Source organism: Paenibacillus sp. Y930, assembly GCF_056786375.1.
Window position 1 is genome coordinate 442,938 of the sequence record NZ_JBXCIX010000002.1, and the last position, 21,637, is coordinate 464,574.

Here is a 21,637-nt window from a genome sequence, read left to right on the forward strand (position 1 = left end):
TTATTCATCCTTTTTTGGTTTTTGAGTATGGAGGAAGCGGGGTCTTTGCTTCATCCAGCGCATAGGAATTTCAAAAATCGCCGGTATCAATCCGCGTACATCTAACGGTGATAAAGGTGCCAAGTAGGGTACACCAAAAGATCGGATCGTCGACAAATATAAGCAGAACAAAATAATTGATAAAATAAACCCGTATATCCCAAGATATGTTCCGAATAGAAACGAGAAAAATCTCAACATTACGACCGTACTGCTTATCGATTGATTAACAAGCGTTGCACTAGCTACAACGGTAATAGCAGTGATGACGATGATAATAGGTGAAACAAGCCCGGCTCGTATAGCAGCATCCCCAATAATTAGTCCTCCAACTACAGTTAATGTTTGGCCAATTGAACTAGGGAGACGAATTCCCGCCTCGCGTAGTAACTCCATCAAAGACATAATAATGATCATTTCTAGGCCTGTATCCAAAGGCAGTCCATACCTTGAAGTAGAAATAGTAGCAAGCAACGAAAATGGTATTTGGTCAGGATGAAATGTTGTAATTGCAACATAGAACGATGGGAGAAAAATAGTCGAAAATAATGCTAGTAACCGTAATAAGCGGCCAATATTTGAAGAGAGAAGTGGAAAATAGCTATCCTCAGGAGACTTCAATAACAGCAGAAAATTTGCAGGGGCTATAATTGCTGTTGGATTGTTATCTAATATAAGGGCAAATCTTCCATTGAGCAAACTATCAGCTACAAAATCCGGCCTAGCTGAGTAGTCCACTGTCGGAAAAACTGCAAACGATTGTTCAGAAATAAGCTCCTCCAAATCACCAGTTGTAACAACTTGATCGACGTGAATAGCTTCTAATTTGGTTCTTATATTCTCGATAGTTTCAGGATTGGCAATATCGTCGATATACATTAATGCGAGTTTGGTCGATGTTCTTGTCCCTAAAGTAAACGTTTCACAGGCGAGATGTTGACTACGAATTCTACGGCGAATAAGAGCAACGTTTGAACTAATATCTTCAATTAGGCCATCACGGGGTCCTCGAATTGATGGTTCTGAAGCAGAGTCCTCCGTTGATCGAGTGGGAAAATTAGATATATTGATGGTCCAAATAGCTTGTAGATCGGGGACGATAAACATTAAATTTCCTGCAAACAATAAAGCCGAAAATTGATTTAGAGTAATTGGTTTATCAGGGAAACTAATAGTTGACCAATTCAATAATGTAACATGTTGCAAAGAAGATATACTTTCGAATTTTGACTTTTCATAGATAAGATTTAGCTCTGGAAAGATGGTCTCACTAAGCATTGAATTGTTAATAACAACATCAGAAAACACGATAAATACTTGCTTACTATTTTTAGCTTTTTCAGTTGATTGATCGTATCTGGATTGAGAATAGGGTCCCTCTTTAGTTGTGGATTCATCACTATATGTTTTATTCAATATGATGACATCTTTACAAAGCTTGAAATAACTCTTTAACGCATCTTCTGTAAGTTCAACTAGTTGCTCCTTCATTATTACGTCGCTCCTTTGCACGAATGATATATATAGAAATACCAATAAGAAGGGTAAAGAGTACTACAAAAATGAATAATGCTGGAAAGTAAATATGCTGTAGCAAATTCAGCATGACTTCCTCCCGCCACGGCAAATACATTAGTGCAATCATTGTAGCTCCTATTAAGCAGAGTAATAATAGGCGAAAGTTCTTCTTTCGAATTTGAAATAAGTCGACTAATAAGTACATCGAAATTGATATACGCACAATTGCTCCAGACAACCATTGATAAATCGAAAGAAAATCAACATGTTGTAGAAATTGACCTAGTGATAAAATCCTCCATTGATCGAATGCTGTATGTCTTTGCTTAGTTGCTTCGTCAGGACCAAATTCAGTAATAGCTCCTGTTAATGGTCCCATAACCATAACTAGTAATAATAGTGCGAGTAAGATCGTCTGCCACCATTTAATCTTTTGTTTAATACGGTGAGAATAGAGCATGATGACCCATATTTCCATTAAAGCTGATATAACGTATAGACTTCCGCTTATTGCTGGAGTAATACCTTTGTCAAAGATGGGGAATAGCAAGTCCCAATCTTTATACTTTGTATTTGAAAAGGCAACAAAATATCCTAGAAAAATAACGACCGGTAATAACAAAGAAGCAAGAATGGCGATCGATTGTAGACCATAATAGGCTGCCAAAACGCAAATAACGGTTGCAACCAAACTAATAATGAAGTAAGGTGTCTGAATCATATATGTAGATACTGTCCACATCATCGTATCCAGCAGGCTGTAAAAGCCTGCAAAAAATAATATACAAGCTAATATTATTTTCACGATCCAGCTTACGAAACCGCCCCAATGCTGCTTGCTCCAATCTAGAAAGGATTGACCATTTAATTGCTTAATAAAATAATTATAAATTAGAAGCCAACCTATAAAAAAAGGAGCGGCAATAAGGACTGAAATCCAAGAGTCACGCCCTGCTACATTAAGAATAACAGGTAGTGCCATCACATGAGCGACGATTCCAGCGCTTAATATGATGATGGAGATTGATAGCCATATTGTAATATTTCCTCTTTGCTGATCCAATCTATATACCTCCAATAACCAATGATTCCATTATCTTGCCATAAAAGGTTCATTTTTAGTCGGAAAGACAGTAAAATTGTGGAGACATCCCGAAAAAACTATGATTAAATAGAAAACAAGTGGAATATGTAAGTGTATTTTTCTGCATTTAGTTTATGCTTCCGTAGTTACTTTTTGATACCAAGAAGCAGTTCAGGAAGCTACAAAAAGTTTTAGGAGGTATTTGTAATGAAGAGGTTTCGTCGATGTAAGTTAGGTGTACTAGCTGTGCTCGCTATTGGGTTAGTGGGATGCGGTAATGGGACTACTAACTCGGATATTAATGTTAGTCCGACAGCAACAAATCCAATAGTAGAAGCTACTGCAACACCAGAACCACCAAAACCGGCTTTTCAGGCATCTTTTACTGGTATGGGGTTAGAACAGGAAGTCAACAATGCTCCGATTGCAGTGCTTATTAACAATCTTGCTCCAGCAAGACCACAAAGTGGTTTAAGTCAGGCAGATATGATATGGGAAGTTCTTGCTGAAGGTGGCATTACAAGGTTGGTAGCAATATTTCAAAGTACACCAGACAATGATTTTGATATTGGTCCCGTACGCAGCAATCGACCATACTTTATCGATCTAGCAGATAGTTTTGGTGCAGTCATTGCCCACGCGGGAGCAAGTAATGATGCTTATGCAATTTTACAACGACAAAAGAAATCATATTTAGATGAAATATCGAATGCAGGTCCTTATTATTGGAGAAGTTCTGAACGGAAGGCTCCTCATAACTTATATACGAATCTTACAAAATTAAGAGAAGGCGCTGAAAAAAAGTCGTATCAGACGGAATTAAGCGTAAAGGGATATCCATTTACCGAGCAGGATACATTAACGGCTAGTGGAGCAATTAAGCAATTAGAAGTTATTTTTCAATTGAAGGGCTATCGTCTAGGCTATCAATATGATGAGGTAAAAGGTACATATTTACGAAGTATTAATGACGAGCCCCATATTGATAAAAATAATGATGAACAATTATCGGCGACGAATCTAATATTTATGCAGACGAATCATAAAGTGTTAGATAATGAAGGTAGACTATCTGTTGATTTACAAAGTGGTGGCGATGCACTCATTATTAGTCATGGTCATTCGATAGAAGGCAATTGGATTAGAGCGGAGGATGGTATGATCCGATTTCTGCAAAATGGTGTAGAGATCAATTTTGCAAAAGGCAAGAGCATTATCCACATACTACCAACTGGAAAAGCAATTAATGAGCATGTAAAGTGGGAATAGTAGGATAATGTTGACGAAATCGACAAATTTCGATAAAAAACATGAAAATAATTATTAATTTTTCATGAATGTTTACATTCCGTTAACAATTCTAGGTTACACTATTCCATGGCACACATAATAATGCGTTGTATGCTACTATCTTAAATCGATAAGGGGATTGACATGTTTAAGAAACGGAAAAAAGATATTTTCTTCAGAACTTTTGAAGAAATGGCGGATACAATTGTTGAGGCAGCAGAATATTTTGCGAAGGGTGTTACTGATCTTTCTGACGTTGAAGTATTTGTAAAGCGTATGAAAGAATATGAAGACCAATGTGATCAGTATACACACACGATTTTAAGTGAACTTAATAAAGTGTTTATTACACCTATTGAACGCGAAGATATTATGGCTTTGACAACTTCACTTGATGATGTGATGGATGGACTTGAAGCGACAAGTACACGCTTCTTAATGTACCATATCACAGAAAAAGACGAACATATTACAGCATTTGCAGATATACTTGTTCGCTCTGCACATCAAATCAAAAGTGCAATTAATTTATTGACTGTCAAGAAGCTTCTTCCAATTCGTGAACATAATATTGCTATACATGGTCTTGAAAATGAAGGTGACGATTTGCTTCGCATTAGTGTAACGCAATTGTTTGCCAATGTTACTGACCCGATCGAGCTAATTAAGCGTAAGGAAGTCTATGAGCGACTTGAACAAACTACTGACTGCTGTGAAGATGTAGCAAATACACTTGAAACTATCGTTATGCGTAATAGCTAAACGGGAGAGCAGAGGTCAGACAGATGGGAATAGAATTATATATATTAGTAATTGTTGTTTTTCTTGCTTTAGCATTTGACTTTATTAATGGTTTCCATGATACGGCGAATGCCATTGCAACTTCAATTTCTACTCGTGCGATTAAGCCGCGTGTTGCGATTCTTATGGCAGCAGTGATGAACTTTATTGGTGCGATGACGTTTACAGGAGTTGCAAAAACGATCGGTGGTAGCGTTGCTGATCCAACAACATTAGATTTCGGTGTTGAAATTGTAATATGTGCGTTGCTCGGTGCAATTATTTGGAACTTAGTTACTTGGTGGTTTGGAATTCCATCTTCATCTTCTCATGCTCTAATCGGGGCTTTGGCTGGTGCGGTTATCGCCGGTGCAGGTTTCAATGCATTGAATATGGTAGGTTTTCTAGATATTTTAAAAGCATTAATTTTGTCACCACTAATTGCGTTTACTATAGGTTTCATTTTAATGTTTCTACTTAAACGAATTTTTGTGAAAGCAAATCCACATACGACTAACAAAGGATTCCGCTCGGCGCAAGTTGTTACCGCCATGTTCCAATCCTTTGCACATGGTACGAATGATGCACAAAAAGCAATGGGTATTATCGTGTTTGCCCTTGTTGCCGCTGGTATTCAAGATACTGCGGATCACGTACCTTTATGGGTTAAAATCTCTGCTGCTACAGCGATGGCTTTAGGAACATCCGTTGGTGGTTGGAAAATTATTAAAACAATGGGTACAAAAATTTTCAAAATTGAGCCGATTAATGGTTTTGCCGCAGATATGGGTTCTGCATTAGTAATTCTTACGGCTACATTCCTACATCTTCCAGTAAGTACAACGCATGTTATTACTTCATCACTTCTTGGTGTTGGTAGTGCGAAGCGTGTTTCTGGTGTGAAGTGGGGCGTAGCAGGTAAAATTATTATCGCTTGGTTTATTACGATTCCGATTACGGCGGGTATGTCTATGCTTATCTTCTGGATCTACAAAGCCTTATTCTTATAGGTGAGTTCAAAAAGCAGACTTTGATAACGATGGGTATGCTGACGTAGCGTATTCGACATCGAATATGAAGCGAGCTTGGGAAGTTACGGGCTTATGGCCGCTTGTGTACTCGTGACGTACACGTTGCTGGGTTTTGTTTCATGGTCCTAGAATTGTTAACAAAAAGTATCCCATTAATCAGTCGCATTGTCTGATTAATGGGATACTTTTTTGTTGTGTGAAATTAGCGGTTACTACCTTGTCTCCTCGTTAATGGAGTCGATTTTCTACTTGAAGGGCTAGAGGAAGTTCTTCTGCTACTACTCGAATTTCTGGTTCTTCTTGATCTACTCGTAGCGGAGCGACGACGTGCAGGAGTGGAAGTAGCTTCTGTCGTCGCACTTTCTTTTCCTTTCTTGCCCATTGTACCTGCAAATATTTTGACCATAGGTGCAATCTGACCGACAGTACTTACAACCTTTTGCACGGTAGTGACCGTTGAAAGGATACCATCAAGTCCACCAAAACGATCGACCAGCCCTTTCAATTCGTCAACATTGGCATATTTCGTCAAGGTCGCAAGGCTGAATCCACTACTACTTGGCTTTGGGGGAGTTGTATCCAAAGCTGTTGAGGTTGCTACTGGTAGAGTGGCTTGCGAAGTTGAAACCGCATTTTGAATATTCGAAGTTGTTGAATATCCGCTATGTTGACTCGGTATCACAGTATAGCCATGTGAATGACCGAATTGTTGAGGCTGAAAGGTTGAAGCATGAATCGTCCGAGTTGGATTTCTTCGATATGCATAGTTTTGTCCATGAGGGGAAGTGCTCACTTTGAATCACAACCTTTTTTTATAATGATTAGTATAGTATATGAAATAGGCATCTGTATGGATTGGATATATGCCTAGTGCAATGGTGAATATTTGGGTGTTTGACGGATACGAAACTTCTGTTCTTTAACGCGTGAATACGGTACTGTTTGAACTATTAGAAAAAACACGCTACAATAGTAGAAATAGACTGTAATTTGATACTTACGATGTATGTTTACGTGTTAAATGGAACGTAAAATATCGATTTGTATTGAAAATATAAGGAGCGATCCCTTTGCAATTGAAAAAGTTGAATGATAAATCGATAGATCAATTATTTGAAGCTGTTCTGACGTTGAAAAATGTGGAAGAATGCTATGTTTTTTTCGAGGATCTATGTACTGTGAATGAAATCCAATCGTTATCACAACGACTAGAAGTAGCTCGTATGCTTGGTAATGGAAACACTTATAATCAGATTGAAGCGGAGACGGGTGCAAGTACAGCAACAATATCTCGCGTTAAACGTTGCTTGAATTATGGTAACGATGGTTATAAATTAGCACTAGATCGTCTAGAGAAATAGGGGAGTGCCTATGAAGCGGGGCATATTGGTTATCAGTCACGGTTCACGTGATGCTTCCTGGGTAAAGCAAGTTGAGGAACTCGTTAGCGAGGCAACGGCGTTATTCAAGGACGGTCTGTTAAACGATAGGGGTAATGAGATAAAGTTGCAGCAACATAATGGGAGTAGTATGTCTATACCTATATATGCAGCTTATTTGGAATTGGTAGAAGGAAAGCTTATACAGGACGGGATAACTGCATTAGAACAAGAAGGTGTTACACATATTCATGTAATGCCTTTATTTGTTTCATACGGTAGTTCACATATAGAAGAAATTAAGCAAGCTTTCGGCTTTGAACCGGTATCAGACTTTATTGGGGATTTAGAGCCATTTCAAGTACAAGCACATGTACAATTTCACGAACCGATCGTCGATGATCCAGAGGTCATTGCTATTTTACAGCAACACTTACTAAGTATGAGCCATAATCCAAGTGAAGAAGCGGTATTATTATTAGGTCATGGTAGTAGCATTGACTATTTCTATCGACTATGGGATGCAGGGATGAAGCAGCTAATGGATAAACTAAGTGTGAATTTATCATTTGCTGCAATAGATTATGCTCCCTTATTGCCAGAGCAGTCTAGAGCGCATTTAGAACAAATGCTAGATGTCCCTCAAGTGAAATCAGTTATCGTATTACCGATATTCATTAGCGCTGGCTATTTCACACGTACGGTGATTCCATCACGTCTATCTGGGCTAGACTATGTATATACTGGTGAAACATTGTTGCCGCATCGCGAGATGACAAAGTTATTATATCGCAGGTTTATTAGCATGTGTAACGTGTGAAGGAGTGAAGCAACGATGAAGAGAGCTAGATTAATCTATAATCCTACATCGGGTAGAGAAGAAATGCGGCGTAGATTACCCGATATATTGCGAAAACTCGATGAAGGTGGGATCGAGGTTACTTGCCATGCCACGACTGGGGAAGGCGATGCAACATTAGAAGTTGAACGTTCCTTAGAGCGTGGTGGTTACGATCTAATCATTGCCGCAGGTGGCGACGGCACTTTAAATGAAGTCATTAATGGTCTGGCCGGTAAGTCTAATCGATTGCCGCTTGGAATAATACCAGTTGGTACTACGAATGATTTTGCTCGAGCGATGGGTATACCGAAGCATTGGGAATATGCATGTGATCTTATTATTAATCAATATGCCGTGCAGATCGATGTTGGTAAAGCGAATGAACGCTACTTTATGAATATCGCAGGTGGCGGCTTCTTAACGGAGCTTTCCTATGATGTACCGATTAAGCTGAAAACGATGATCGGGCAGTTAGCATATTACTTGAAGGGCATGGAGAAGATGGTGCATCTCCGTCCGACAGAGCTAACCTTTGAAGCGGAAGGTGTAGGTACATTTACTGGCGAGTTCATGCTGTTCTTAATATGCAACAGTAATTCAGTTGGTGGGTTTGAACGATTAGCACCTGATTCTAAGCTAGATGATGGTTTATTCGATGTATTGCTTATTCGTAAATGTAATCTGGCAGAATTTATCCGATTAGTATCATTGGCATTACGTGGTGAGCATTTTGGTGATCAACATGTTGAGCATTTTCGGACAAATCACTTAACCGTAACATCACCAGATAAAGTACAATTGAATTTGGATGGGGAATATGGCGGAACATTGCCGGGAGTTTTTGAAATTTTGCCATCGCATATTGAGATATATAAAGACGAGACTGGCATATCAACATACAGTTAAGGTAGGGGAAGTTCAAAAAGCGGACTTTGATGACGATGACTAGGTCAAAGTAGCAAAGTCGGCATCGAATATGAAACGAACTTGGAAAGTATAGCATAAGCTTCCGATGTATGTTTCTTGCAGAAACATTGTAGGGCCGCGTGTACCAACCACGTACACTTGCGCTTCCGCCTTTCTCAAGTAGCGTTTCATCTTCTCGGTTCTGAAAGTCCATTTTTTGAACCTTCATTGTAAGGGGAAGTTCAAAAAGCGGACTTGGATAACGAATTAATGCATTGTTAGAAAAAGTTTAAACAGCTGACTTCGATCACGAAGTGATGTAGGGAGCTTAACAGGTAGTCATAATTAGAGCGGAGCGTAAAGATGAAATCAAAGAAACCTATGGGGAACAAATATAGTAATAGCAAGCCGCAATTTAATAAGGCAGGTAAATCTTCTGATCGAACTGGGTCGCGTCCTAGTGGCGGTACGCGTGATGATAAGTCTGGCGAGCAGACTGCTGTACGTGGAAGTAGATATGCCGAGCGCGCGGGCGTGAATGGAAGTGCCGCACGCAAGAACCGATTGGCCGAGCAAGGTAGTGAGTATACGAATCGTTCTTCACAGTCAGCTGGCACAAGTGCACGCGGAAGCAAGTATGGAGAGCGCTCTAGTGAACGTTCAGGTGAGCGTGCAGAACGAGGCAGTAGATATGCTGAGCGTGGCGGAGTGAATGGTACAAGCGCGCAAGGTAGTAAATACGCTGAACGTGGCGGAGTGAACGGAACGAGTGCACAAGGAAGTAAATATAGTGAACGCTCTAGTGAACGTGATAGTGAGTATTCGAATCGCTCGAAGCCATCCGCAAGTGACCGTGGTGGGAAGTCAGTGAAGCGTACAAGTTCTCGTGGAAATTCGCAAAGTGGTCAATACAGTGAACGGACTAATGAGCTAACTGGCGGACGTACATCTGCACAAAGTAGTAAGTCAAGTCGCCTTGTAGCTGCTAAGACAAGCGTGAGAATAGCTTCTGCACCGGTAAGTAAAGTAGCAGAAAGCGCGAAAAACAGTAAGAGTCGTGGACCAAGTAAAAAGAATTTATCAACTTTGCACGAGAAGAATGAAACGGTGCAAGCAGATATTATTGGCATCACTCATGATGGTGAAGGTGTAGGACGTACAAGTACGGGTTATACACTATTTATTCCAAATACGTTGCCAGGCGAGCAAGTTGAAGCGAAAATACTAAAATCCAAAAAGCAATATGGCTATGCGAAAGTAACTGAATTTAAGAACATAAGTGAGCAACGTGTAGAGCCACCATGTCCGATTTACAAGGAGTGCGGTGGTTGTCAGCTACAGCATCTTGATTATGAAGGTCAGCTAGTATGGAAACGTCAGCATGTGGTTGATAGCTTAACTCGAATTGGCAAGCTACAAGTAGCAGGTGAACAACAGGCAGATGCTGAAGGCGATACTGTGTCTACTGAGCATCAAGTCATTGTACACCCAACAGTGGGGATGGCTAATCCATGGCGTTATCGTAATAAGGCAGCTGTGCCAATTGGTAGAGGCGAGAGTAGTGAAGAGCTAGTCGGCGGTTTCTATGCGAAAGGTAGCCATCGTATCGTAGATATGAAGGATTGCATGATACAGAAGGAACGCAATGATGAAGTTATTCATGAAGTGAAGGCTATTGCTCGTGAATTGCGAGTGCTGCCGTATGATGAAGAGACGGGTACAGGCATATTGCGTCATGTGGTAACTCGTATCGGTGTTGTTACTGGTGAAGTGATGGTTGTACTAATTACAAATACAACGCGTATTGCACGTCAGCCAGAATGGATTGAACAGATTCGCAAACGTATCCCAAATGTGAAAAGTATTGTGCATAATGTAAATGATAAAGTGACCAATGCTATATTTGGTGAAACCACGAAAGTGATCTGGGGTAGCGAAGTAATTTATGATGAGCTAGATGGTATTCGTTTTGCAATATCTGCGAGATCATTCTACCAAGTCAATCCTGAGCAGACGATTTCACTATATCGTAAAGCAGTAGAATATGCGGGATTAACAGGCAAGGAGCAAGTGATCGATGCGTATTGTGGCATTGGAACAATATCGTTGTTCTTAGCTCGTAATGCTGGTCATGTGTATGGAGTAGAAATAGTACCTGAGGCGATTGAAGATGCGAAGCGTAATGCCAAGCTGAATGGACTAGACAATACGACGTTCGAAGCGGGTGCTGCTGAAGTAGTCATTCCGAGATGGAAGAAAAAAGGGATGAAAGCAGACGTTATCGTAGTCGATCCACCGCGTAAAGGCTGTGATCCAGAGCTACTAGATACAATTCTAGCAATTCGTCCTGAGCGAGTAGTGTATGTGAGCTGCAATCCATCGACACTGGCGAGAGATCTAAGATTGCTTGAAGATGGTGGCTATAGAACGGTGGAAGTAACTCCGGTCGATATGTTCCCGCATACGGGGCATGTGGAAGTGGTTTGCTTACTAGTAAGAGTATTGTAAATCCAAAATAAACCAGTGATATTTCTAATAAACTCATGCTAAAAATCGAATAAGTCGTGATAAAATGGGGAATTGATGTAAATGTCATATCAATTTATGTTCTCAACCGCCCTTCAAATGTTACGACCCAGCCGAACGATCTTCAGGTATCCACTCCTGACTTTCGCTCGGCTTTTCTTTTCTCCAGGCAAAGCCTCAGATGCCCGTCTAATCTTTTTCTCAGGTTGTTCCTCTCAAATGTAAAAACACTCAAATCTCGCATCACACCTGCACTTCTCAGGTTTTTATTCGGTCTCTTATTCTGCTAAAATGCTTTTCCCCAGGCTTTGTAGCAAGACATTATTCAGATTATTAATAAATTTGTGATGGAAAAGTTCAGTCAAGAATTGAGGGAATTACGGTTTTGTAGCAAAAGTTTATTCATTCGGGCAACGGTGGAATGCGGGTTTGAGAGCTGTTTTTTAGCAGGACTATATTAATACTGAACAATAGTAGTATTATTTATAGTTGCAAGTAATTCTACTGAGACTGCCTACATCATTAAGTTCATGTAAGGAAACTTGAGGGTAACTATTATTACTAATGATAGAAAAAATAGCGATCTATTCTAGTTCGTATTGTTTATCCAATTCTATTATTAAACCATTAAGATTTCATTAAGATTTCAGCGCAAGATATACGATATAATTGGAAGGGATGACTGATTGTTATTATTCAGTTTACAGAGGATTACATCAACCAATTAGTATAACAGGAGATGAGTATTGTAATGATTAAACGCTATTTAAGTTTATTGCTATTATTATGTTTATTAGTCGGAACGATTCCGGGATATGCTTCAGCTGCAGGGGCCCCTGCTAAGCCGTACTTAGATTCTGTTTGGGATAAGACCTACATTACTGTTCCATTTGATGCTCCAGATGCTGATAGGATACACGACGTCATATATGCTGATGGCAAATTTGTGACGGTGGGAGGGATGTTGGGGATATCGGACGATAATGGTTTGACCTACACATTTAATCGACCCACGAACTTTACATCTTATGGAATTACCTACGGCAATAGTAGATTTGTAGCAGTGGGCGCATATGGAGAGATCAAGACATCTTTTGACGGAGAGAACTGGATGGTAACAAATGTAGCAGATTTTCCATCTGTTGATAATCTAAATAGCGTAACTTATGGCAATGGGGTCTACGTGGCAGTAGGTAATGGTGGGATGATTATGACCTCAACTGATGGTGCTAGCTGGAAAGATCGGATTTCTGGAGTTACATCGAATCTAAATAGCGTAACTTATGGTAACGGAAAAATCATGGCTGTCGGGGAAAATGGGACGATGTTGACTTCTGATGATGGATTAACATGGGATATTCAAGCCTCGGGTACTACGAACATAATTAATGACGTCATTTATGCTGATGGTAACTTTGTTTCCGTGGGTAGAGAAGTGGCGATAGTGACATCTAATGTTGGAGAGAGTTGGTCTAGCGTCTCGAAATTAAAAACATCTCAATATTTTGAGAGTATCATATACTACAACAACGTGTATTTTGCGGTTTCACATAGTGGCATCCAAGTATCTTCTAACCTCATAGACTGGACAAAATATTATATAGATAACGTTGGCATATCTGCTATAGCCGCTAGCAATGACACAATTGTATTGGGAACTGATGATTATATAAGTAGAAAAGTTGTTCCGCCACTCTACGCTTTCACTTACGATGGCAATGGTCACACTAAAGGAGAAGTACCGTACCAAACGAAATGGTATACAGAAGATACGGGATGGTATGGAGACGGTACGGAATGGTATGCAGAAGGTGCTGAAATTTGGATTGCAGGAAATGTTAATAAATTGGGTTTGGGTAGGGATGGCTATACGACCACAACATACTGGAATACATCTGCTGATGGAAACGGATTAGCTTATATTGCCTATTCTGATTATAACGATAAATTCATCATGGGAAGAGATAATATAACACTGTACGCTCAGTATACGAAGGACGGAGATGCAGGTAAACCTGCTATTCTTACGCAACCATTAGGAACGACAGTTACTGAAGGTGATGCAAGTCCAACATTAAGTATAGATGCAAATAGAACTGATACTGGTATTGGAGCATTGATGTATCAATGGTATAGCAACACGACGGATAGCGATATCGGTTCTACACTAATAGAGGGAGCAAGAAGCAGTTCGTACAGTGCTCCAACAGTAACAATGGGAACGACTTACTATTATGTGGTTGTGACGAACAGGCTTGGGGACAGAGAACCTTTCAAGTATGCATTGACTCCGAGTTTCAGAGCAGAGGTAGTCGTTAATGCACCGGTCAATGCAGCAACGCCTGTGATCGGGACGCAGCCTATAGGAAAAACAGTTACATTAGGGGAAGCAAACCCGACAGTAAGTATAGTAGCAACGAAAAGCGATTCAGGAACATTAAGCTATCAATGGTATAGCAACGCGACAGATAGTAATACTGGAGGTACGTTAATTACAGAAGCCACAAGTGATTCGTATAGTGCACCAACAGCAACTGCCGGTACAACGTATTATTATGCAGTGGTGACCAACACGAACAATAGGGCTACAGAAATGAAGACTGCAACAGCAACGAGCGAGGTAGTAGCGTTAGTCGTTAAAGCGCCTACTCCATTGGTGAATGCAGCAACGCCAGTGATCGGAACGCAGCCTGTCGGAGCGACCGTTACAGTAGGTGATGCAAACCCAGCGGTAAATGTGGTAGCAACGACGAGTGATGCAGGAACGCTGGACTATCAATGGTATAGCAACACGACAGATAGCGAGATCGGCGGTAAGTTGATAGCGGAAGCAACAAGTGCAACGTATAGCGCTCCAACAGCAACAGCAGGGACGATGTACTATTATGCTGTAGTGACGAATACGAATGATGCGGTTACAGGAGTGAAGATCGCAACGGCAACGAGTGCTAGAGCAACGGTAGTCGTGAATGCACCTATTCCATTGGTGAATGCAGCAACACCAGTGATCGGAACGCAGCCTATCGGAGCGACCGTCACAGTAGGGGAAGCAAACCCAGCGGTAACAATAACGGCGACGACGAGCGATGCAGGAACATTGAGCTATCAATGGTATACAAATACGACAAGTAGTAATACTGGAGGTACGTTAATTACAAAAGCAACAAGTACAACGTACAGCATCTCAACAGGAACAGCGGGAACGACGTACTATTATGCAGTCGTGACGAACACGAATGATGCTGCTACAGGAGCGAATACAGCAACAGCAACGAGCAGCGTAGTAGCGATAGTGGTGAATGCACCTATTCCATTGGTGAATGCAGCAACACCAGTAATTGGAACGGAGCCTAAGGGAGCGACCGTCACAGTAGGGGAAGCAAACCCAGCGGTAACAGTAACGGCGACGAAGAGCGATGCAGGAACATTGAGCTATCAATGGTATACAAATACGACAAGTAGTAATACTGGCGGTACGTTAATTACAGAAGCAACAAATGCAACGTATAGTGTCCCAACAGGAACAGCGGGAACGACGTACTATTATGCAGTCGTGACGAACACGAATGATGCTGCTACAGGAGAAAAGTCAGCAACAGCAACGAGCGAGGTAGTAGCGGTAGTGGTGAATGCACCTGTACCATTGGTAGATGCAACAGCGCCAGTGATCGGCACGGAGCCTACGGGAGCGACCGTCACAGTAGGGGATGTGAGTCACACGGTAAGCGTAGTCGCAACGACGAGTGATGCAGGAAAATTAAGCTATCAATGGTACACAAATACAACAAGTAGTAATACTGGCGGTACGTTAATTACAGAAGCAATAAGTGCAACGTACAGCGCTCCAACAGGAACAGCGGGAATGACGTACTATTATGTAGTGGTGATGAACACGAATGATGCTGCTACAGGAGCGAAGACAGCAACAGCAACGAGCGAGGTAGTAGCGGTAGTCGTGAATGCACCACTAGCACCAACGTACAACATTGCAGCGATAGCTGATCCAACTCTTGTCGGACTAACTCAAGGTTATGGATCTGGTACACAACAAACAAAAACCATCACGATCACGAATACGGGCACAGGTGATTTGAACAACCTGTCTGTATCGGTCAGTGGCGAACATGCTGCACAGTTTGAAATAAATCCGCCAATTGGCACGCTTAATGATGGAGAAGCAACAAGCTTCACGATCAAAGCGAAAGATAGCTTGGCAACAGGCACCTATACTGCAACAGTTATCGTATCTGCAGATTATATGGCGAACGTCACGTTTACTGTGAATCAAGTTGTGAATCCACGAAGTACACCTGTGAGTCCAACACCGGGACCCCCAGTTACTAGCAAACCAAGTTCTAACAATGGAGAATTATCTATTGCCGCAGGTAGTGCTGGTGAGGTTAGCTTGGGTGAAGAAATTACAATTGATATTCCTGAAAATGCAACAGAAAATAATTTGAAAATAACGATAGATAAAGTATTTGATACAGAGGAACTTCTAACGAATAAAGAGATTCTAGCGAGCCAAGTATATGAAATTCTCAAAAACTTCCCAGAGAACTTTAGTAAACCAGTCACATTGACAATTACTTTCGATCCTGCAAGCTTGAAAAGTAATCATACGGTAGCTATATTCTATTATGATGAAGTAAAGAAAGAATGGGTAAAAGTCGAAGGTGACAAGATTAATGGGTATCGCATCACCGTAGTGGTAAATCACTTTACGAAGTATGCAGTACTCGTTGTAGATAAAGTCACGGGTATGCCAATCACAGAGAAGCCTGTCGAGATCGTTCCAGAGATTGGCTTTAGCGATATTGCTGGACATTGGGCTGAAGCTAGCATCAGGCAAGCGGTGAGCAGTGGGATCGTTAAAGGTTACCAGAATGGTGCGTTCATGCCGAATAAAATCGTAACTCGGGCAGAATTTGCAGTGATGCTGGTGAATGCGTTGAATCTGCAAGGTGAGGCAGCGACGTTGACATTTACAGATAATGCGAAGATCGGATCTTGGGCACAGAAGGCAGTTGGGCAAGCCGTACAATTAGGATTGATTAACGGTTACAAGGACGGCACATTCCGTCCGGATGCAGCAATTACGCGTGCAGAGATGGCATCGATGATCGCAAACGCGCTTAATCTGTCTATCGATGAGAATGCTACAACGGGATTCGCCGACGAGAAGAGTATCCCGTTATGGGCAAAAGGTGTAGCGGCGGCAATGAAGAAGTACGGAATTATGGAAGGTACAGGAGCAAACTATTTTAATTCCGATGCTAATACGACAAGAGCAGAAGCTGTAACGGTTCTGCTTCGAATGCTGGAGCAAAACAGTAATTAAAGTCACGACGAAGGGTTACCCAGAATGCGGTTGAACCAACTGCTTGAGGGTAACCCTTGTTTTATTACTTAGAGTGCGGAAGCACCCCTTGTATATTTCTGGAAATGTTAGGCATGATAATGCGAAAGCTAGCAAGAAAGCGAGGATTAAGGATGAATCAGGAAAATAATCGGCGCACGCTTCTTGAAGCTTCCATTCAAATTGCTGAGCATATGAATGAGAGTGAAAGCGTGCAAGAGCAGATAGAGCAGATCAAAAAGGTACTACATCAGCAGATGGATACGATATCCAGCGGTAGTGTGCAATATGCGTCGGACCTAAGAAACACGCTGGTCGAGGTTGGGCAACTAGTGGAAGAGCTTGAGCAGCATGAGTGGCAGGCCTATAGTGCTGAGACTGACGGCAATCCAGCACAGTTCGAATCACGATTTCTTGAGTACCAGCTTCAGCGATCCCAAGCCTATCACGAAAAAATTGATAGAATTGTAGAGCCGCAAACTCGTGACTTCAGTCGTGAGTAAGGCGATACATATATGAAGAAAAAACACACCAAATATCTATAAAGCACTAAATTATTTACAATACATATGTTAAATATTATATGATCGACATTCATGATCCGTCGGGTCAGGGCACTCATTATGTGGAGCTTAGCTAAGCAGAGCTGTTGAAGCGCGGCGCTATCTTGCACTAGTACTTCATTGAACTTTCTCCTTATGCCCCAAAAAACAGACTTCTCACAAGTTCAATACGAACTTTGTGAGAAGTCTGTTTGTATTAGACATCGATCCCTACTCCTTTCGTAACGTCGAAGGGGGGATTTTTTTATGCTTTTTGAACGTTCGGCTAAAATAGTATATATCATTGAAGCCTGTTGTAGCGGCGATATCTGATATAGATAATGAACTGTGACGCAACAAATAATCGGCTTTATTCAACCGAGTTGCTGTTATGTATTCGGTAACGGTGCGTCCGGTAAGCTCCTTGAACAGACGACTAAAATGGAAACGACTTAGCCCAGTCTTCTCCGAAAGAAATTCGATAGATAAATCATCCATATATCTCTCATCAATATGCTGGAAAATTGGTGAAAATCGTTCTACGTTTTTTAATCGTTCAGTGTGCTCCTCTTTAGATAACACTGTAGCTACATGACCACGCAGCAGTAGTGTCAGCAATCGATACAGCTCGGACTTTATTGCCAGCTCGAATCCAAACTCTCGTATCTTTATTTCATCGATAATAGCAAGCATACAATTTGTTACTTTATTGTCATTAGCAATCAGATTTCGAAGAAGAATACGATTTTGAGAAATTGGCGTTATAAACTTTGTTTCGGCAGCATCTATAGATTTGCTATTTAGCAATGAAATGTCAGCAATAAGTGCATAGTAGGCAAGATTAGTTGACCGGCTAATTCCATAATGCAATTCATTACTGTTTACGACAATGAGATCACCTTTGCTAGCGGCAATGGTAGTAGATCCGCATTCGATGGTGGCCTCCCCCGCAACAAAATATAAGAACTCAAGCTGCTCATGCCAATGATGCGGAAATATAACCTGATCCTGCTGATCAAAGGAAATCTGATGCAATTTAATAGGGAAATGAGGATCGGGCATATCCATAGGTTCACGCAATGATTCGAATTTATCCACAATAATCTATCCTTTCTTCCAGATAGCACAATTTTACAAATAAACCGCACAGCTTTGCATGGAGTTAAGCGTTAAAACTATTATAATACGAAAGTAGATACATGCAAAATGTTTTGATAATAAAGGAGGATTCGGACAATGAAACCTGTACGGACAGCGGTTATAGGAGCGGGTTCTATTTCATCAATGCATCTGAGCTCATACAAAAATAATACAAATGCTGAGCTTTATGCAGTCTGCGATTTAAATGAGGAACGTGCAACGGAAGCAGCTAAGAAATATGGAACAGATACGACGAAAATATTTACCGACTACCGAGAGTTATTGGCAGATCCAGCTATTGAAGCTGTAAGTATTTGCACTTGGAACAATACGCATGCAGAAATTAGTATTGCCGCTCTAAAAGCAGGTAAGCATGTTCTTGTAGAGAAGCCACTTTGCCGTACAGTTGAGGAAGCTTTGGCGATCGAAGAAGCCGTTCGCTCTTCAGGCAAGCAGTTGCAGATCGGCTTTGTTCGGCGATATGATTCCAATGCACAAATGCTGCGGGCGATGGCTGAACGCGGCGAGTTTGGCGACATTTATTATGCGAAGGCATCGACGATCAGACGACTTGGCAACCCGGGAGGCTGGTTTTCTGATATTGAGCGTTCAGGCGGCGGTCCATTAATTGATATTGGCGTGCATATCATTGATTTATGCTGGTATATGATGGGACGCCCTAAGCCAGTGTCGGTTAGTGCCAATACGTATAAAAAATTGGGAAACCGCTCGAATGTAAAAAATTTAAGCTTTTATAAAGCTGCCGACTATGATGCGAATAACAATACAGTGGAAGATATGGCGAATGCGCTTATCCGTTTCGAGAATGGAGCTTCCTTACTCATAGATGTGAGCTTCACGCTGCATGCGAAAGCGGATGAAACAGCGGTTCGATTATTTGGTGAAAAAGGTGGATTCGAAATTGACCCTGAGATGGTTATCGTAACGGAGCAAAATGATACGATCGTAAATGTTTATCCGCAAACGGATCATAAAGGCTTTGAGTTCGAAAGTGCTTTTCAAAATGAAATTAATCATTTTATCGATTGCATTAGAAGCGGCAACAAACCACTTAGCCCAGTCGAAGATGGTATTGAAATGATGAAAATATTATGCGGTATTTATGAATCAGCTGAAAAAGGAGCTGAAGTACGTCTATGAAACTAGGAATTAGCTCATATAGTCTACACAAAGCACTTGATGCTGGGGAAATGTCGATTCAGGACGTAATTATTTATATTGCAGAACTAGGCGGTGAGCATATTGAAATCGTACCGCATAGCTTCGATTTAACTAAAAATGCTGAGCTAATCGATGTTATCGTAAATCAGACGTGCGCAAGCGGGATTGAAATATCCAATTATACAGTTGCTGCGAACTTCTCTAATTTAAACAACGAGCAATTTCAGCTTGAAATTGAGCGGTTGAAGGGTGAAGTTGACATTGCAAACAAGCTTGGCGTGAAAAGAATGCGTCATGACGTCGCATCATCAGAGGATCTATCAATCGCAAACTTCAATGCTGAGCTTCCAAAACTCGTCGAAGCCTGCAGAGCTATTGCTGATTATGCTGCCCAGTATGACATTACGACAAGCGTCGAAAACCATGGCTACTTTATTCAGCATAGTGATCGGGTACAGGCGCTTGTTGTTGCAGTAGATCGTCCGAATTTCAGGACAACGCTTGATGTAGGTAATTTCCTCTGTGCAGATGAACCTCCGGTTTCAGCAGTTGCAAATAACATAAGTTTTGCATCAATGGTGCATGTGAAAGATTTTTACACCCGGCCAGCCTCCCAAGCACCCGGTGAAGGATGGTTTCCATCTATAAGCGGAAATTGGCTGCGTGGAGCAATTGTAGGACATGGTGATATTGCAATACGCGATGTGCTTCAAAAGGTAAAAGAAAGCGGCTATGACGGATATATATCAATAGAATTCGAGGGAATGGAAGATTGTCTAGTAGGCACCCGACTAGGATTTGAATATGTAAGACGAATTTGGAGTGAATTATAATTAAAGGGAGAGTGTGTAAGAATATGCAAGCACCTATCATTACTAATAAAATTGGCGTAATTGTAGACAGTTTTAAGCTTGGGGTTACAGACGGTCTTGTTAAAGCGAAAGAGGTTGGGGCAGACGGCGTACAGATGTATGCGGTAGCTGGCGAACTTGATCCTGCTAATCTATCTACGCTGGCGAGAAGAAATTTAAAGTCCTACATCGAATCGTTGGGACTCGAAATCTCCGCATTGGTCGGTGATCTAGGTGGGCATGGTTTCCAGGATCCTAAGGAAAACGGTGCGAAGATCGATAAGTCAAAGCGGATAATGGAGCTTGGAATGGAGTTAGGAACGAATATCGTGACCACCCATATCGGTATCGTACCAAGTGATCAGAATAGCCCAATATATGAGGCAATGCATAATGCTTGCTTGGAGCTTAGTCGTTTTGCACATGATATGAATGCTTATTTTGCAATCGAAACTGGACCAGAGTCGGCCGCACATTTGAAAGGATTTCTAGATGGACTTGGTACGAAAGGGGTATCGGTCAATTATGATCCTGCCAATATGGTTATGGTTACTGGCGATGATCCCGTACAAGGTGTTTATACGCTAAAAGACTATATTGTTCATACACATGCGAAGGACGGTATTAAGCTAGCACATATCGATCCGCGCGATGTATATGGTGAATATGGCTATGAGAAATCACTCAATCATGAGGAGCTTGCGATAATGACTGAGAGTGGGGCAGCATTCCGCGAAGTTCCGCTTGGTGAAGGCGGCGTTGACTGGCCTGCCTACTTGCATGCTCTTCAAGAGATCGGCTATGCTGGTTACTTAACAATCGAGCGTGAAGTTGGTACGAATCCCGAAGGCGATATTAACAAAGCCGTTCAATTTCTTAAGCGCTATAGGGCGAGTTGAAGGCATTAAGTCAGATTATAGTTTTTCTAGATTTGTATCGTAAGTAACATTAGTAATACTGATGCATCAAAATGGCCTTGATATATAAATTGATCGTAGATCAACCTATAAGAACATAAAGATGACGCTCAGGATTATTTCATCCCGAGCGTCATCTTTGTCATTCAGAAGTTTTATTTCTAAATAACGATTCAAATTTATCAGTAGCTGCCTGATCAGCTGATCTTAGCGTGAACTCCCTGATTAATCAAAATTGTAGTCGATATGCTC

At 41.2% G+C, this 21,637-nt stretch carries 16 protein-coding genes; 12 read left to right on the forward strand and 4 right to left on the reverse strand.

The features are described 5' to 3' along the window. Together AC1TO5_RS07440 and AC1TO5_RS07445 are read right to left on the reverse strand one after the other, a co-directional pair. Positions 1–1,530 (reverse strand): spore germination protein, encoded by a 1,530-nt coding sequence (locus tag AC1TO5_RS07440; protein ID WP_482062165.1) that lies wholly within the window; start codon positions 1,528–1,530, stop codon positions 1–3. Next, positions 1,511–2,620: a GerAB/ArcD/ProY family transporter gene (locus tag AC1TO5_RS07445; protein ID WP_482062166.1), complete on the reverse strand. Its 1,110-nt coding sequence runs from the start codon at positions 2,618–2,620 to the stop codon at positions 1,511–1,513. Before AC1TO5_RS07445 ends, AC1TO5_RS07440 begins: the two co-directional genes overlap by 20 nt. A gap of 228 nt (positions 2,621–2,848) precedes the next feature. Between AC1TO5_RS07445 and AC1TO5_RS07450 the strand changes: the two genes are divergently transcribed. The 3 genes from AC1TO5_RS07450 (at position 2,849) to AC1TO5_RS07460 (ending at position 5,721) form a co-directional block, all read left to right on the forward strand. Continuing rightward, the gene (locus AC1TO5_RS07450) at positions 2,849–3,910 is read left to right on the forward strand and encodes a DUF3048 domain-containing protein (RefSeq protein ID WP_482062167.1); all 1,062 of its coding nucleotides are present in this window, start codon (positions 2,849–2,851) and stop codon (positions 3,908–3,910) included. Positions 3,911–4,075: 165 nt separating this feature from the next. Continuing rightward, on the forward strand, positions 4,076–4,693 hold the full coding sequence (locus AC1TO5_RS07455) for a DUF47 domain-containing protein (protein WP_482062168.1): 618 nt from the start codon (positions 4,076–4,078) through the stop codon (positions 4,691–4,693). Between the two features lie 23 nt (positions 4,694–4,716). Next, positions 4,717–5,721 (forward strand): inorganic phosphate transporter, encoded by a 1,005-nt coding sequence (locus tag AC1TO5_RS07460; RefSeq protein ID WP_482062169.1) that lies wholly within the window; start codon positions 4,717–4,719, stop codon positions 5,719–5,721. 223 nt (positions 5,722–5,944) lie between these two features. On the opposite strand, the gene AC1TO5_RS07465 is transcribed toward AC1TO5_RS07460, so the two are convergent. Then, entirely contained in the window at positions 5,945–6,535 is a 591-nt protein-coding gene (locus AC1TO5_RS07465) for a hypothetical protein (protein ID WP_482062170.1), read from the reverse strand. 277 nt (positions 6,536–6,812) lie between these two features. On the opposite strand from AC1TO5_RS07465, the gene AC1TO5_RS07470 reads away from it, so the two are divergent. The 6 genes from AC1TO5_RS07470 to AC1TO5_RS07495 all read left to right on the forward strand — a co-directional run bounded on the left by AC1TO5_RS07470 (position 6,813) and on the right by AC1TO5_RS07495 (position 17,256). Beyond that, the gene (locus AC1TO5_RS07470) at positions 6,813–7,103 is read left to right on the forward strand and encodes a YerC/YecD family TrpR-related protein (protein ID WP_482062171.1); all 291 of its coding nucleotides are present in this window, start codon (positions 6,813–6,815) and stop codon (positions 7,101–7,103) included. A gap of 10 nt (positions 7,104–7,113) precedes the next feature. Beyond that, a complete protein-coding gene (locus tag AC1TO5_RS07475; RefSeq protein ID WP_482062172.1) occupies positions 7,114–7,941 on the forward strand; it encodes a sirohydrochlorin chelatase in 828 nt (275 codons plus the stop codon). A 15-nt stretch (positions 7,942–7,956) separates the two neighbouring features. After that, entirely contained in the window at positions 7,957–8,868 is a 912-nt protein-coding gene (locus tag AC1TO5_RS07480) for a diacylglycerol kinase (protein WP_482062173.1), read from the forward strand. Positions 8,869–9,231: 363 nt separating this feature from the next. Next, positions 9,232–11,376 carry a 23S rRNA (uracil(1939)-C(5))-methyltransferase RlmD gene (gene rlmD, locus AC1TO5_RS07485; protein WP_482062174.1) on the forward strand — a complete coding sequence of 715 codons (2,145 nt, stop codon included), beginning with the start codon at positions 9,232–9,234 and terminating at the stop codon, positions 11,374–11,376. Positions 11,377–12,145: 769 nt separating this feature from the next. Further along, positions 12,146–16,735: an S-layer homology domain-containing protein gene (locus tag AC1TO5_RS07490; RefSeq protein WP_482062175.1), complete on the forward strand. Its 4,590-nt coding sequence runs from the start codon at positions 12,146–12,148 to the stop codon at positions 16,733–16,735. A 113-nt stretch (positions 16,736–16,848) separates the two neighbouring features. Beyond that, complete coding sequence (locus AC1TO5_RS07495; protein ID WP_482062176.1) at positions 16,849–17,256, forward strand: hypothetical protein; 408 nt, start codon at positions 16,849–16,851, stop codon at positions 17,254–17,256. Positions 17,257–17,526: 270 nt separating this feature from the next. Here AC1TO5_RS07495 and AC1TO5_RS07500 read toward each other — a convergent pair whose 3' ends face one another. Continuing rightward, positions 17,527–18,393: an AraC family transcriptional regulator gene (locus AC1TO5_RS07500; protein ID WP_482062177.1), complete on the reverse strand. Its 867-nt coding sequence runs from the start codon at positions 18,391–18,393 to the stop codon at positions 17,527–17,529. Positions 18,394–18,531: 138 nt separating this feature from the next. Here AC1TO5_RS07500 and AC1TO5_RS07505 point away from each other — a divergent pair, with 138 nt between their 5' ends. From AC1TO5_RS07505 to AC1TO5_RS07515, 3 genes are read left to right on the forward strand one after another with little or no spacing between them, the layout of a single operon-like run. After that, a complete protein-coding gene (locus tag AC1TO5_RS07505; protein ID WP_482062178.1) occupies positions 18,532–19,596 on the forward strand; it encodes a Gfo/Idh/MocA family protein in 1,065 nt (354 codons plus the stop codon). After that, positions 19,593–20,450, forward strand: coding sequence for a sugar phosphate isomerase/epimerase family protein (locus tag AC1TO5_RS07510; protein WP_482062179.1), 858 nt, complete (start codon positions 19,593–19,595; stop codon positions 20,448–20,450). The genes AC1TO5_RS07505 and AC1TO5_RS07510 overlap by 4 nt, the downstream gene beginning before the upstream one ends. 23 nt (positions 20,451–20,473) lie before the next feature. Then, on the forward strand, positions 20,474–21,367 hold the full coding sequence (locus AC1TO5_RS07515) for a sugar phosphate isomerase/epimerase family protein (protein ID WP_482062180.1): 894 nt from the start codon (positions 20,474–20,476) through the stop codon (positions 21,365–21,367). Positions 21,368–21,637 lie beyond the last annotated feature (270 nt).